The following is a 13671-nucleotide window of genomic DNA, read 5'->3' as shown; positions in this document are numbered from 1 at the left end:
ATCAGCGCAGGGTCTTGAGGATTGCTTTTAGCTGACCTCGCCCAGCCTCGTTCAGCGGAAACACCGGCAACCGCGGATCACCGACCTCCAGCCCCGTCTCGCGTAGCCCGGCCTTGATCGTCGCCGGCAAACCGCCCTTGAGGATGAAGTCCAGCAGCGGCAACTGGCGGTAGAACAACTCACGCGCCCGTTCCAGATCACCGGCCAGAGTGGCTGCGTACAGATCCAGGTTCAGCTGCGGGATGAGGTTGGGCGCGGCGGTGCACCAACCCTTCGCCCCGGCGGCAAAGGCTTCCAGTGCCAGCGGATTGCAGCCGTTGTAGAACGGCACCTGACCTTCACCGAGTAATTGCAGCTTGTGCATGCGCTGAATATCGCCGGTGCTCTCCTTGACCATGGTCACGTTTTCCACGCCATTGACGATGCGCAGAATCAGTTCGACCGACATGTCGGTGCCGCTGGTGGCCGGGTTGTTGTAGAGCATGATCGGCACGCCGATGCTGTCGCCGATGGCGCGGTAATGCGCGAGGATTTCCGCTTCCGTCAGCTTCCAGTAAGACGCTGGCAGCACCATCACCACGTCGGCGCCGTGGGCTTCGGCGAAGCGTGCGCGGCGTACGGCTTTGGCGGTGGTCAGGTCGGACACGCTGACAATGGTCGGCACCCGTTTGGCCACGTGTTTGATGCTGAACTCGGCGACCTGATCCCACTCGGCGTCGCTGAGGTAAGCGCCTTCGCCGGTGCTGCCGAGCGGGGCGATGGCATGGACGCCGCTGTCGATCAGGCGATCGATGGATTGGCCGAGTGCCGGCAGATCGAGGCCTTCGCCGTGGGCGTCGAACGGGGTGATGGTGTAGCCGATGATGCCGTGAATGTTGGACATGATGAGTCTCCGGAAAAAGCTGAAATCAGTTCAGGCAATCGGCGTGTTGGCGCAGGTTCTGCCGGGCGTAGTAGTTGAAAGCGGCGGCGTGGCGCTTGGGTTTCGACACCCAGTCATGGGCCTCGCGACCCAGTTGCGGAATGATCGGCTTGATCGTCCCGGCGGCCATCGCCAGCAGTTGCAACTTCGCTGCGCGCTCGATCAATTGGGCGATGACGCAGGCTTCTTCGATCGTGCTGCCGGTGGACAGCTGGCCGTGGTGCGACAGCAGAATTGCGCGCTTGTCGCCCAGCGCACCGGCGATCAGTTCGCCCTCTTCGTTGCCCACGGGCACGCCCGGCCAGCCTTCGAGAAATGCGCAGTCGTCGTACAGCGGGCACAGATCCATGTGGGAAATCTGCAGCGGCACTTCCAGCATCGACAGTGCGGCAATGTGCGTCGGGTGGGTGTGGATGATGCAGTTCACGTCCGGCCGGGCGCGGTAGACCCAGCTGTGGAAACGGTTGGCCGGGTTGGCCATGCCGTGGCCTTCGAGCACTTCCAGGTCTTCGTTGACCAGCAGCAGATTGCTCGCGGTGATTTCATCGAAACCCAGGCCCAGTTGCTGAGTGTAATAGGTGCCGGGCTGCGCGCCGCGGGCGGTGATTTGTCCGGCCAGACCGGAGTCATGACCGTTCTCGAACAGGATCCGGCAGGTCAGCGCCAGCTTTTGCCGGTCAGTCCACGTATTATCCGCCAGGGTGTTTTGCATCTGGGTCAGCGCTTGCTTGACCAGTTGCGCTTTGGGTAGTGCTAATGTCTTGGCCATGTCTGTGTCCTTTGGGTGATTGCAAATGACACGAAAGAGCCTATATGACACAAAGTGTCATAAGCAAGCATGAATTGTCGCTTCCTTGATGGAATAACTGCTGCGCATGTCTATCCGTTTGAAATTATTGAGAAAAAAACTTGGCGTAACGCTTGAGGCACTGGCCGAAAAATCCGGCATGACCAAGAGTTATCTGTCGAAAGTCGAACGCGGGTTGAACACTCCGTCGATTGCGGCCGCGCTGAAACTGGCGAAAGCGCTGAACGTGAAGGTCGAGGAACTGTTCTCCGAAGACAACGTCAGCCTCGACAGCTACAGTCTGGTGCGCAGCCACGAACGCCAGTCACTGGCGGCCAATGATCAGAGCCCGGGCTATGCGGTGCTGGCGCATCAGGTCAGCGAACGCAACCTGCTGCCATTCATCATCTACCCGCCCGGCGAGTTCACCGACAAGACCTTCAAGGAGCATCTGGGCGAGGAGTTTCTGTTCGTCCACGAAGGGCAGGTGGAAGTGGATTTCATGAATGAGCGGGTGCTGCTGGAGCGCGGCGATGCGCTGCATTTCAATGCGCAGAAACCGCATCGGATCCGATCGGTGGGCGAGGTGCAGGCGCAGTTGCTGGTGGTGGTGCACAGCTCCGAAGAATGAGCCGATTCTGCTGTTGTGGCGAGGGAGCTTGCTCCCGCTTGGCTGCGCAGCAGTCAGCGCTTTGCAGCTTGATATTTGGGGGCAGCTTCGCTGCCCAGCGGGAGCAAGCTCCCTCGCCACAGGTGATGTATTGGCTTCAGACTTCTACGGGCACTGACAACTTCGGATCACCCAACGCATGCGTCTTCGCATCAAAAAACCGCAACGCAACCCCGGTGCCCTCGAACACCTTCGCGTAATGCCGTTTCTGATGCTGGATGAACGCCGCACTGCGCGGATAGATCGAGATCGCCACGCTCGCCGGTTTTGCCAGCTGCAGCGCCCGCACGATGTGCGCATCCTGCTCGCCCAAGGCATGACCGAAGATGCACAGGTTCTGCGCGTGCCCCAATAACTGCTCATAACAGAACGACAGATAATCCGAACTGCGAATGGTCTTGAGCTTGTCTGCGCTCGGCCCTTCGGTGACGAACAGCGGCACATCATCCAGGGTCTTGATCGTATTGTTGATCGCGAAACTGCCGAGCAGGGTGCCCTCGGTCGAGGTCAGTTTGCGCGCGGTGCCGTCCTGATTGCGCACCAGATGCAGGCCACCGTGCAGGTACAGCAGACGCGGTTTGGCGCTGGCGCTTGCGCTCAGATCGAAACTGGCGTCGGGGCCGTTGAACAGGTCGTCAATGGCCTCGCTGTCGTGTTGCAGCGCCCAGTAATTGAGCAGGTCGTAATTGGTGGTGAACACCGTGCGATAACGCGCCAGCTCGTCGTTGAGCGTGGCCAGGGTCGAGGTCTGCACCAGGCGCCATGGAATGTGCACCGCATGCACGGTGTTGATCAGCGCTTCCTTGATCGCGTAATAGCGATTGCGCGGTGCGGCCGAACTGACCGCCAGCGCCTTGTTGACCCGGCTGGTGGTTTTCAGCGCACCGAGTACCTGCTCGAAGCTGCGCGTCTGCATCGCATCGAACACGCTCAGTTCCGACGGGCTCAGCGGTTTCTCTTCCACGGTGCGCGCGTTTTCGAACAGCGAGTCGTAGCCGAAATCGTCCCACACCGCGCGGCTGGCGCCATTGCCCACCAGCAGACCGTTGAAGTCGGCGGTGGCGCGCAGGGCGTTCCAGTCTTCGAGGGTGGCATCGACATCCAGAAAATCGCTCATTGCTTGGCACATCTCAAAACATAGGGGCTGATGGACGGCGACTTTATCACGAGCGGGCATTGAGCCAGATCAACATCGGTGGTGACCGATCGGTCGATCCTGTGCACATCCGCCGGATCGGAGCAGTCGATTCGGCCCCAGTCAGGAGACGCGCATGAGCAGCACCTTTTTCATTCCGGCGGTAAACATCATGGGCAACGGATGCCTCGACGAGGCCATGGTTGCGATCCGTAATTATGGTTTTCGCAAGGCGCTGATCGTCACTGATACGGGGCTGGCCAAGGCTGGCGTGGCAACCATGCTTGCCGAGAAACTGGCGATGCAGGACATCGACTCGGTGATTTTCGATGGGGCCAAACCGAACCCGAGCATTGCCAACGTCGAATCCGGTCTGGCGTTGCTCAAGGACAGTCGCTGTGATTTCGTGGTGTCGCTGGGCGGTGGTTCGCCCCATGACTGTGCCAAGGGCATCGCCCTGTGCGCAACCAACGGCGGGCAGATACGCGACTACGAAGGCGTCGATCAATCGAGCAAGCCGCAGCTGCCGCTGATCGCTATCAACACCACCGCCGGCACCGCCAGCGAGATGACCCGTTTCTGCATCATCACCGACGAGTCACGCCACGTGAAAATGGCCATCGTCGACCGCAACGTCACGCCGCTGCTGTCGGTCAACGACCCGGCCCTGATGGTCGCCATGCCGAAAAGCCTGACGGCCGCCACCGGCATGGACGCGCTGACCCACGCCATCGAGGCCTACGTGTCGACCGCTGCCAACCCGATCACCGACGCCTGCGCACTGAAGGCCATGACCCTGATCAGCAACAACCTGCGCCTGGCTGTGCGTGACGGCAGCGACCTCGCGGCGCGGGAGAACATGGCTTACGCGCAGTTCCTCGCCGGCATGGCGTTCAACAACGCATCGCTCGGCTACGTGCATGCAATGGCGCACCAGTTGGGCGGTTTCTACGACTTGCCCCATGGCGTGTGCAATGCAGTGTTGCTGCCGCACGTGCAGACCTTCAACGCGCTGGTCTGCGCCGAACGCCTGACCGATGTCGCCCACGCCATGGGCGCGGACATCCGTGGTTTCAGCCCGGAAGAGGGCGCTCAGGCGGCGATCAATGCGATCCGTTGTCTGGCCAGGGACGTCGACATACCGGGCGGCCTGCGTGAACTCGGCGCCAAGCTCAGCGATATTCCAGTGCTCGCCACCAACGCACTGAAAGACGCGTGCGGTCTGACCAACCCACGGGCGGCGGATCAGCGGCAGATCGAGGAGATTTTCCGTAACGCGTTTTGAGCAGGGTACAGCCTCGACACGTTCCGAGGTTTTTCGCGCCACCTCTGACGCCATCGCGAGCAGGCTCACTCCTACAGGGGAACGCATTTCAACTGTAGGAGTGAGCCTGCTCGCGATGGCTGTCTTCCAGACATCGAATAACCCTCTGGATTAACCGACTGCTGCCACATTCCTCTCAAACACCCCACCAAACTGAATCAACATCACCCCGCCAATCAGCAACAACGCCCCCAGCGCGCGCGATAACGTCAGCTGTTTCTCCACCAGCCCGAACAGCCCGAAGTGATCAAGCAGCATCGACGCAATCACCTGCCCGGCCAACGCCAGCGCAACAAATCCCGACGCGCCGAGCCTGGGCAGCAACATCACCGCCAGCGCCACAAAACACACGCCGAACGCACCGCCAGCCCACATCCACAAGGGTGCCTTGCTGATAAAACCCAGCGACGGCAGCGGCAGGCGCAACGCCAGAATCACCGGCACCAGCACCAACACACTCACCAGCAACGAAGCCAGAGTTGCCCACAACGGATGGCCGAGTCCCCGTGCCAGGTTGCTGTTGATCGCACTTTGAAACGGCACCACCGCCCCGGCAAACGCGGCCAGCAGCAACAAACCGGTCCACTGCAACGTACTCATGATCACTCTCCAACAGGTTTTGCTGGACTCTAGAGTATTCGTCGCGCAGATTTAAATTCGGTTTTGTCATACAGAACATGCACAAGATGAATGACCTGCGCCGTATCGATCTCAACCTGCTGGTGGTCCTCGACGCCTTGCTCAGCGAGCAACATGTCACCCGCGCCGCCGAGCGGCTGCACCTGAGCCAACCGGCAGTCAGCCATGCGCTGGCGCGTCTGCGCGACTTGCTCGGCGATCCGCTGCTGGTGCGCGCCGGTTCGACTTTGGTGCCCACGGCGCGGGCGCTGGAACTGGTTGCGCCACTGGCCGAAGCGTTGGCCCAGGTGCAGTCGTTGCTGGCGCCGAACACGTTCGATCCGGCCACTGCGCGGCGGACCTTTCGCGTGGCGATGTCCGACTACGGCGCGGCCATCATCCTGCCCGGGCTGATCCGCACCTTGCGCCGTGAGGCGCCGGGCATCGATCTGCAGATCAGCCATGCCAGCCGCGAAGGCATGCTCGAAGGCGTGCTCAACGGCGACATCGACCTGGCCGCCGGGGTGTTTCCGGAAATGCCTAACGAGTTGCGCTGCAGCGCGCTGTTCGAAGAACGCTACGTCTGCCTGCTGGATCGCCGCAGCTTGCCGACCGACGGCGTACTGGATTTGCCGACTTACCTGTCGCGCCCGCATGTGTTGCTGGAAATGCGCGGCAGCGGCACCCCGGAAATCGAACGGGCGCTGACCTCATTGCGCGAACGCCGCCGCGTTGCCATCAGCCTGCCGCACTGGAATGTCGCGCCGCAGTTGATCAGCGGTACGGATTTGATTCTCACGGTGTCGTCGCGCAGCGTGCGCGAGATTGATCAGCAGGAACTGATTGTGCTGCCGCCACCGTTCGAGATCGCGCCGTTCACGTTTGTGCTGGCGTGGCATAGGCGCCGGGGTGGGGATCAGGCGTTGAACTGGTTGAATCGCCGGATTGAGGAGGGGATAGATCGATCCGGGAGCCGCGATTGATAATGGCCTACCACGTGCGCGGAGGAAGCCTGCGAGTATGGAAGACGCGCAGAACCTGAAGTCGGCCCTGACGAACCCGGTACGGAATCAGATAGGGGCGATCAGGGAGCGCCCACTCTCTGGTTCCGGGCAAACGTCCCTCGCGCCCGGAGGCAGGAAAGCGGGCAAGGTGATCGACGCAGTCGAGAATGGCTTGAACAAACTCTGAGGCTGCCTGCGGATTTTCAATCGCGATGTAGGCCGCTTCGTCATCGAGATTCCTGAGTGCGGTACGCAGCCACTCAACGCGCATTGGCATTCCATTTGTTGGCGATCGCCCTGACGTCATCGGCAGAAGCGAAATCACCGGCATCGGCTTCGTTCAGCGCTTTTTGGATTTCTTCAATTTGCCAGGCTTCGCGCGCCAGGTATTCGCGCAATGCATCGACTGCCAGATAAGACTTGCTGCGCCCGGTCGCTTTGGCGAGGTTGGCCAGCGTATCTGCAATTTCGTCGGGAAGCCGCAAAGACATGACGGACATGATGATCTCGGTGTAGTGATTTGTAGTGCAACATACTACAGCGTCATACTTGTCCCGGCCCGCCATTCGTCTAACGGTTGCGCACAAGACTTTATCAAGGAAGAAACATGACCTGCAGAAACACCTTCATCCTGGCTTTTGCATTTATGGCCATCACCACCCAGGCCCACGCCGCCTGCACAACCAAGAGCTTCGACGGCAAATCCATGTCGCGCTGCAATGTCTGGCCGGCGTTTCCGAGTCAGGCGATTTCGGTCAAATCCACCTATCTTGCCGATTCCGGTGGCGACGATGCCGGGGCGTTCGATCTGGACCTGGCGCTCCTCAACGCGAGCAACGCCAAACCCATTGCCACCTACCGTAAGCCGGGCGCCTACAACTCCGATGCCGTGCGCCTGGATGATGTGCGCATCGACACGGCGCGCTACCGATTGACGCCGGATATTCGCGCTTTTGGTCTGCGCGCAAAGTTTGTCCACAGTTCCCAGGCCATTCCCTACGAGAAAACCGATCTGGCGCTGTATGTGCGCGAGGGTGACGAGTTACGTCCGGTGCTTGAAGGCCTGGTGGTCTTCAAGGACAACGGTGAGTTCGTAAATGACTGCGAGGGCTACAGCAAAAAAATCCGCCGGACGCTCGAGATCGCTCCAACGAGCCACAATGGTTTCGCCGATCTGATCGTCACCACCAGCGGCAGCAAAATGAAAAACAAAAAGGCCGGCAATCAGTGCATATCGACTAACACCGAGCTGAAGAAAAAGCAGAACACCCTGACGTACGATGGCCAGCAGTACAACGTTCCTGAAGACCTCAGAGGTTATTGATCCCATGCTCACCGGTCTCAACCACCTGACCCTCGCTGTCAGCGATTTGCCCCGCAGCCTGGCGTTCTATCGCGATGTGTTGGGTCTGCGCGTCGAAGCGACATGGGATGCCGGTGCGTACCTGTCGCTGCCGGGGCTGTGGTTGTGTCTGTCGCTGGATGCGCAGCGCAGCGCCGAGCCATCCGTCGACTACACCCATTACGCGTTCAGCCTCGCTGAGGCAGATTTTCCCTCGTTTGTGCAGAAGCTAAAAGCGGCGAACATTCGGGAATGGCGCGACAACCGCAGCGAAGGTGCGTCGTTCTACTTCCTGGATCCCGATGGCCACAAGCTGGAGGCTCACGTCGGCAATCTGGCTTCGCGACTGGCAGCCTGTCGGTTGAAACCGTACTCGGGCATGCGTTTTTACGACGCGTCGTGATCAGACACATTGGGCTGATATAGACTGGCCATCATTTGTACTGGCGACAGCAGGTTTTTCATGACTCCATCGCTGCTAATGGCCGTTCTGGCCTCGGGTTTCATTTACGGCATCACGCCAGGGCCTGGCGTTCTGGCGGTGTTCGGCATCGGCGCGGCGCATGGCCGGCGGGCCGGGGCCGGGTTTCTTTGCGGCCACCTGCTCGGTGATGTGGTCTGGTGCAGCACCGCGCTGATCGCCATCGTCGGCGCCCGCGAGATCGGCAGTACCGCGTTCGATGTGCTCGGCGTGCTCAGCGGCTTGTACCTGTTCTGGCTCGGCTGGCGTGCAGTGCGGGCCAAACGGCGCAGTGATGACCAGCCGCAAGGCGCAGCGCGTCAGCCGTTCTGGCACGGCATCCTGTTCGGCCTGACCAATCCCAAGGCTTACCCGGTGGCGGTGGCGACCTTTACTGCGCTGCTGTCGAGCCGTGCCGAACTGCTCAACTGGTCGATGCTGCCGGCGCTGATCGCCCTGAGCTTCTTCGGCGGATTGCTGGCTTACGCTATCTTGATCGGCGTTGTCGGCGCCCAACGGGTACGCACGCTGTATCAGCGCCATGAGCTGATGATCACGCGGTTGTGTGGCGTGATGTTTATCGGTTTTGCCATCAATGCGCTGGTGCATGCGCTGCCGGGATTGCTGCCGAACAAGGCTTGAAGTTGTGTGCAGGGATGCGTGAACAAAGGGTCAGGGATGGTTGATCAGTGCTGCATTGTCCGGACATCCACGCTGAACCATGGAAAGCCGAAATTCCGCGCCGCTGGCGAGTTACATGGACCTGTTGCTGGATGCCGTCTGTGCGGTGGACAGGCAGGGCCGTTTCGTTTTTGTCAGCGCCGCCTGCGAGCGTATTTTCGGTTATACCCCTGAAGAACTGATCGGCCGGCAAATGATCGAGCTGGTGCATCCCGCAGACCGTCAGCGCACTCTCGCTGCCGCCCGCGACATCATGGGTGGCGAACCCAAGCACAATTTCGAAAATCGTTACGTGCGCAAGGATGGCCGCATCGTCAACATCCTCTGGTCGGCGCGCTGGTCGGAGGTCGATCAGCTGCGCATCGCCGTGGCCCGCGACATCACCGAGCGCAAGCAGGCGGAATCGCGTCAGGCTGCGCTGTATGCGATTTCCGAGGCGGCGCATGTCGCCGAAGACTTGCTGGCGCTGTTCAAACGCATCCACCTGATCATCGGCGAATGGTTGCCGGCGCTGAATTTCTCCGTGGCGCTGTACGACGAGCACTGTGCGCAGTTGAATTTTCCCTATCACGTCGATGACCACGAATTGCAGCCCGAGCAACCGGGCACCGTCACCGGGCGTTTGTGTACGGAGGTCATCCGCAGCGGTCAGCCGATTCTGCTGACGCCGGACAGCCCCGACGCCTCGCCCGACTTCGCCGCGCTGGTGACGGGGCAGGACTCACCCTGCTGGCTCGGTGTGCCGCTGAATTCGAAGAACGGCACCATCGGTGCGCTGATCGTCAAAAGTCTGCCGGGCGGCGAGCGTTACACCGAGCAGGACAAGGAATTGCTGCAATACGTCTGCGCCCAGGTCGCGACCGCGATCGAGCGTCAGCAACTGCACGCGCGGCTCAAGCGCATGGCGCAGTACGATCAACTGACCCAGCTGCCCAATCGCGGATTGCTCAAAGAGCGCCTCAAGGCTGCGTTGGCTGCTGCCCGCGAAACCTCGGGAAACATGGCGCTGCTGTACGTCGATCTGGATCGCTTCAAACAGGTCAACGACACATTTGGCCATGCGGTCGGCGACATGCTGCTGCAAACGGTGGCGAGCCGGCTCAAGGGCTGCGTACGCGATACCGATACCGTGGCGCGCATCGGTGGCGACGAATTCGTGGTGCTGTTGCACAGCGTTCACGCCGCTGAAGACGCCGACATCGTCGCCGGAAAAATCCGCCAGGTACTGATGAAGCCGATGCGCCTGGACGGTCACAACCTGCACATCGAACCGAGCATCGGTGTGGCCCGTTATCCCGAACATGGCAGCGAGGAACAGCAACTGTTCCGGCATGCCGACCAGGCGATGTACACTGCCAAACGCCTCAATCATCGGGCGGTGGATAACTGAGCCAGTGCGCGCCGTTCGTCGCGGCGCGGGCAACTTTTCTAAACCTTTGGCAGTCCGGCAATTCTCAATCTAGGCGGGCACCTGCTCGCCAACGATCAATACCAAGAGGAAGAGAATCATGCCTAATTCAAGAAACTCGAACTCGGGAAACTTCGCCAACGATCGAACGAAGGCCTCTGAAGCCGGTCGCAAAGGTGGGAAAACCACCACCACGACAGTCGACAAAGAGCCTGCGAAAACCGAAATGGGCCGCAAGCCAGCTCAGAAGTCGAAGTAGTCGGTGAGGTAGTTTTGATTGAGAGGCGGGGGCGCAAGCCCCCGCTTGAATTTGCAGAGATAGGAGGGCGCGACCATGAGCCGGATGGCCACCCAGATACGTCGTTTCAGTTTTGCCACGCTGTTGGGTTTGTTCGCGGGCACAGCATTCGCCCAGTCGCCTGCCGACTTCATCAACGATGCGTCCGCCAAAGGCATGGCCGACATCGAAGCCAGTCGTCTGGCGCACCAGAAATCCGAATCCAAAGAGGTCAAGGATTACACCATCGTCGTGATCAATGACCGCACCACGGCCAACCAGCATCTGGCGAAGATCGCGAAGAAACTCGATCTGCCGGTCGCGCCCCGTGAAGAAATCGCCGACAAGGCCAAGACCATGATCCCGCAGGTTAAAGACGGCGAAACCTTCGATCAGGCCTACGCCGCGAGCCAAGTGAAAGCGACCGAAGAAGCGATCCAGCAGATTCAGCAGGAAGCGCAGTCGACCGACGTGCCGGAAATCAAGGCCTTTGCCGACGAGACACTGCCAAAACTGCAAAGCCATCTGGAAATGGCGCGAGCGCTGCAAGCCAGCCGCTGATACTACTTGCCAATCAAAAGATCGCAGCCTGCGGCAGCTCCTACACCATTCCCTGTAGGAGCTGTCGCAGGCTGCGATCTTTTGCTTTGTTCAACTTTACTTAGCAGTCATTCAAATCCTGCTTCGGCTTGCTCTTCTCCCCCAGCCCATCAAGATTGAACACCTCGCTTTCCCCCAGGCTGCGGTAATGCTTGCGCAACGCCTCGAGTTGTTTGAGATCCAGCGATTCCAGCCCGAGCATCGCGTTCTGCGCTTCTTTATTCACCCGCAGCAACTCATCAAGCTTCAGGTGCAGGATGTCGGTATCGCGGTTCTGCGTGTTCTGGATCAGGAACACCATCAGAAAGGTGATGATCGTGGTTGAGGTGTTGATTATCAGTTGCCAGGTGTCATTGAAATGAAAAATCGGCCCACTCAACCCCCACAGAAAAATCAGGATCAATGCGCCCATGAACGTTTTCGGGCTACCGGCCCAGAGAGCCAGGGTCTGGGAGATTTTCGCGAATTTCATTGCGGTGTTCCTTATTGGGAGAGCTTGAAATTCAGACATCCGGGGCGCGATGAAAATTCTACTTACAAATGACGTCTGCCAAAAATTGTGAGGGTGAAGACATCCCTTGCAATAAGCCTCTCTGGAACTGTCCGCAGCGCTGCCTGTATTGTGACGAACCGCAGGAATGTCCCGACAGGAGAACGCAATGAGTTGGTCCGCCAGACAATACGTCGCTTTCGAAGATGAACGCACCCGCCCGGCCCGTGATCTGCTGGCGGCGATTCCCACGGTTCAGGCGCGATCGGTGGTCGATATCGGTTGTGGCCCGGGTAACTCTACCGAACTGCTGGTGCAGCGTTTCGAGCAGGCGCAGGTCCGAGGGCTGGACAGCTCGGCGGACATGATTGACGCGGCGCGCAAGCGGCTGCCGCAGTTGCAGTTCGAGGTCGCGCAAATCGATAGTTGGGCGGATCAAGGGCCGTTCGATGTGATCTTCGCCAACGCCGTGCTGCAGTGGGTGCCGGATCACGCGACGTTGCTGCCGGCGTTGGCGGGTAAGCTTTCGGACGGTGGCAGTCTGGCGATCCAGATGCCGGACAACCTCAACGAGCCTTCCCATCGACTGATGCGCGAAGTCGCCGCCAATGGCCCATGGGCCGCGAAACTCGCCGGCGCCGCCGGGCAGCGCACCGACATGGCGAGTGCCAGCGAATACTTCTCGATGTTGCGTCCGCACTGTTCGCGGGTCGATGTGTGGCGTACTACCTATCACCATCAGTTGTCAGGTGGAGCGGCGGGGATCGTGGAGTGGTTCAAGGGCAGTGGCTTGATTCCGTTTCTGAGCCCGCTGAGCGAAGAGGAGCAGACGCAGTATCTGCAGCAGTACCTGGCGGCCGTTGCAGAGGCGTATCCGGCGTTGCCGGATGGTTCGGTGCTGTTGCCGTTTCCTCGGCTATTTATCGTCGCGACTCGCTAAGGGCAAACAACAATTCTGTGGCGAGGGAGCTTGCTCCCGCTGGACTGCGAAGCAGGCCCAAGGGCTTCGGGGCACTTCGCGCCCCAGCGGGAGCAAGCTCCCTCGCCACAATGCATGTTTCGCGAGTTAGCGCTGCACCGCCACCAACATCATCATCGGCCGCTCCCGCTCTTCCGCCAGCGCCGGTTGCGCCGCCACCTCCGCATCGCTCGGCCCCCATTCATTGACATGGCGAATGGCAAAGCCCGCCGCGATCAACGAATTCAACAGCGTGCCAATCGTGCGATGCTGCTTGATCACCCCGTCGGCCAGCCAGTGGGTCACCCGCTCGCCTTCCATTTGATAACTGTCCAGCGGCCAGCGCTTGTGACCGTCGCTGTCGACCAGCCAGCCCGGATTGCGCGGGGCCATGAAGATCGGGTGTTCGATGGAGAACACAAAATGCGAACCCGGTTTCAACGCTACGTACAGACGAGCGAACAACCCTGGCAGGTCCTTGATGTAATGCAGCGCCAGCGAACTGTAGGCCAGATCGAAACTGCAGGCCGGCAAGTCGAGATGCTCAAGATCGGCGCGTTCATAGCGGATGTTCGCCGCCGCAGTGGTTTCGCACGCCCGCTCGAGCATCTTTTCCGAGACATCCAGCCCCAGTACATGGGCGGCACCGTGCTCACTGGCCCATCGGCTGAACCAGCCATAGCCGCAGCCGAGGTCGACCACATGCAAATCGTGTATCGATGGCAGCAAAGCCTTGAGTGCCGGCCACTCCGGCGCAGCATCGAGGCCGCCGATTGAACGGTTCATCTGGCTGTAACCGTGAAAAAATTCGGGGTCGTCGTAAATGTTTTGCGTCATGGGGGAAGTGCTCTTTTGAGTTCGGTCATCAGCGGCAAGGTGGCCGCGCCATGGAGTCCCTCGAAAGTCAAAACGCGTATTCGTCGATGGACGCGCAGGGGGGAGGGTGGTGGGTGAGGTGGAAATGCTAGCGGGTCGTGGGGACGGTGAGAACCGTG

Annotated in this window: 18 protein-coding genes; 10 read left to right on the top strand and 8 right to left on the bottom strand. The window is 60.1% G+C overall.

All coding sequences use genetic code 11. From position 1 onward, the window contains the following. Position 1: 1 nt before the first annotated feature. Both ACIP8I_RS05890 and ACIP8I_RS05885 read right to left on the bottom strand, forming a co-directional pair. Positions 2-886: a dihydrodipicolinate synthase family protein gene (locus tag ACIP8I_RS05890; RefSeq protein ID WP_400759605.1), complete on the bottom strand. Its 885-nt coding sequence runs from the start codon at positions 884-886 to the stop codon at positions 2-4. Between the two features lie 22 nt (positions 887-908). After that, positions 909-1691, bottom strand: coding sequence for an aldolase (locus ACIP8I_RS05885; protein WP_400759430.1), 783 nt, complete (start codon positions 1689-1691; stop codon positions 909-911). Between the two features lie 106 nt (positions 1692-1797). Between ACIP8I_RS05885 and ACIP8I_RS05880 the strand changes: the two genes are divergently transcribed. Next, complete coding sequence (locus tag ACIP8I_RS05880; protein ID WP_400759428.1) at positions 1798-2340, top strand: helix-turn-helix domain-containing protein; 543 nt, start codon at positions 1798-1800, stop codon at positions 2338-2340. Between the two features lie 136 nt (positions 2341-2476). Here ACIP8I_RS05880 and ACIP8I_RS05875 read toward each other — a convergent pair whose 3' ends face one another. After that, the gene (locus ACIP8I_RS05875) at positions 2477-3496 is read right to left on the bottom strand and encodes a DUF4917 family protein (protein WP_400759426.1); all 1020 of its coding nucleotides are present in this window, start codon (positions 3494-3496) and stop codon (positions 2477-2479) included. A gap of 154 nt (positions 3497-3650) precedes the next feature. Between ACIP8I_RS05875 and yiaY the strand changes: the two genes are divergently transcribed. Beyond that, complete coding sequence (gene yiaY, locus ACIP8I_RS05870; RefSeq protein ID WP_400759424.1) at positions 3651-4799, top strand: L-threonine dehydrogenase; 1149 nt, start codon at positions 3651-3653, stop codon at positions 4797-4799. 150 nt (positions 4800-4949) lie between these two features. Here the strand turns inward: yiaY and ACIP8I_RS05865 are convergent, their stop codons facing one another. After that, positions 4950-5438, bottom strand: coding sequence for a DMT family transporter (locus ACIP8I_RS05865; RefSeq protein ID WP_367083578.1), 489 nt, complete (start codon positions 5436-5438; stop codon positions 4950-4952). A gap of 77 nt (positions 5439-5515) precedes the next feature. Between ACIP8I_RS05865 and ACIP8I_RS05860 the strand changes: the two genes are divergently transcribed. Continuing rightward, the gene (locus ACIP8I_RS05860; protein WP_400759422.1) at positions 5516-6439 is read left to right on the top strand and encodes a LysR family transcriptional regulator; all 924 of its coding nucleotides are present in this window, start codon (positions 5516-5518) and stop codon (positions 6437-6439) included. Positions 6440-6446: 7 nt separating this feature from the next. On the opposite strand, the gene ACIP8I_RS05855 is transcribed toward ACIP8I_RS05860, so the two are convergent. Continuing rightward, positions 6447-6731: a type II toxin-antitoxin system RelE/ParE family toxin gene (locus ACIP8I_RS05855; protein ID WP_367083582.1), complete on the bottom strand. Its 285-nt coding sequence runs from the start codon at positions 6729-6731 to the stop codon at positions 6447-6449. Continuing rightward, a complete protein-coding gene (locus ACIP8I_RS05850; RefSeq protein ID WP_103485684.1) occupies positions 6721-6960 on the bottom strand; it encodes a CopG family ribbon-helix-helix protein in 240 nt (79 codons plus the stop codon). Before ACIP8I_RS05850 ends, ACIP8I_RS05855 begins: the two co-directional genes overlap by 11 nt. A gap of 107 nt (positions 6961-7067) precedes the next feature. On the opposite strand from ACIP8I_RS05850, the gene ACIP8I_RS05845 reads away from it, so the two are divergent. The 6 genes from ACIP8I_RS05845 to ACIP8I_RS05820 all read left to right on the top strand — a co-directional run bounded on the left by ACIP8I_RS05845 (position 7068) and on the right by ACIP8I_RS05820 (position 11189). Continuing rightward, positions 7068-7784, top strand: a complete 717-nt coding sequence (locus tag ACIP8I_RS05845; protein WP_400759420.1) for a hypothetical protein — start codon at positions 7068-7070, stop codon at positions 7782-7784. Between the two features lie 4 nt (positions 7785-7788). Then, positions 7789-8205: a fosfomycin resistance glutathione transferase gene (fos, locus tag ACIP8I_RS05840; protein WP_400759418.1), complete on the top strand. Its 417-nt coding sequence runs from the start codon at positions 7789-7791 to the stop codon at positions 8203-8205. Positions 8206-8265: 60 nt separating this feature from the next. Next, positions 8266-8904 (top strand): LysE family translocator, encoded by a 639-nt coding sequence (locus tag ACIP8I_RS05835; RefSeq protein WP_007963245.1) that lies wholly within the window; start codon positions 8266-8268, stop codon positions 8902-8904. 79 nt (positions 8905-8983) lie between these two features. After that, a complete protein-coding gene (locus tag ACIP8I_RS05830; protein WP_367083589.1) occupies positions 8984-10333 on the top strand; it encodes a diguanylate cyclase domain-containing protein in 1350 nt (449 codons plus the stop codon). 118 nt (positions 10334-10451) lie between these two features. Beyond that, positions 10452-10610, top strand: a complete 159-nt coding sequence (locus ACIP8I_RS05825; protein WP_003222499.1) for a KGG domain-containing protein — start codon at positions 10452-10454, stop codon at positions 10608-10610. A gap of 75 nt (positions 10611-10685) precedes the next feature. Continuing rightward, complete coding sequence (locus tag ACIP8I_RS05820) at positions 10686-11189, top strand: DUF4142 domain-containing protein (RefSeq protein ID WP_027614439.1); 504 nt, start codon at positions 10686-10688, stop codon at positions 11187-11189. A gap of 100 nt (positions 11190-11289) precedes the next feature. Here the strand turns inward: ACIP8I_RS05820 and ACIP8I_RS05815 are convergent, their stop codons facing one another. Further along, the gene (locus tag ACIP8I_RS05815; RefSeq protein WP_003222503.1) at positions 11290-11700 is read right to left on the bottom strand and encodes a low affinity iron permease family protein; all 411 of its coding nucleotides are present in this window, start codon (positions 11698-11700) and stop codon (positions 11290-11292) included. Positions 11701-11887: 187 nt separating this feature from the next. On the opposite strand from ACIP8I_RS05815, the gene tam reads away from it, so the two are divergent. After that, on the top strand, positions 11888-12658 hold the full coding sequence (tam, locus tag ACIP8I_RS05810) for a trans-aconitate 2-methyltransferase (RefSeq protein WP_367083592.1): 771 nt from the start codon (positions 11888-11890) through the stop codon (positions 12656-12658). A 126-nt stretch (positions 12659-12784) separates the two neighbouring features. On the opposite strand, the gene ACIP8I_RS05805 is transcribed toward tam, so the two are convergent. Continuing rightward, complete coding sequence (locus tag ACIP8I_RS05805) at positions 12785-13513, bottom strand: class I SAM-dependent methyltransferase (protein ID WP_400759414.1); 729 nt, start codon at positions 13511-13513, stop codon at positions 12785-12787. Between the last annotated feature and the right edge of the window lie 158 nt (positions 13514-13671).

The sequence above is a fragment of the Pseudomonas sp. NPDC088414 genome (genome assembly GCF_044753325.1).
Lineage (GTDB): Bacteria > Pseudomonadota > Gammaproteobacteria > Pseudomonadales > Pseudomonadaceae > Aquipseudomonas.
This window is presented reverse-complemented; position numbering and strand designations above follow the sequence as displayed.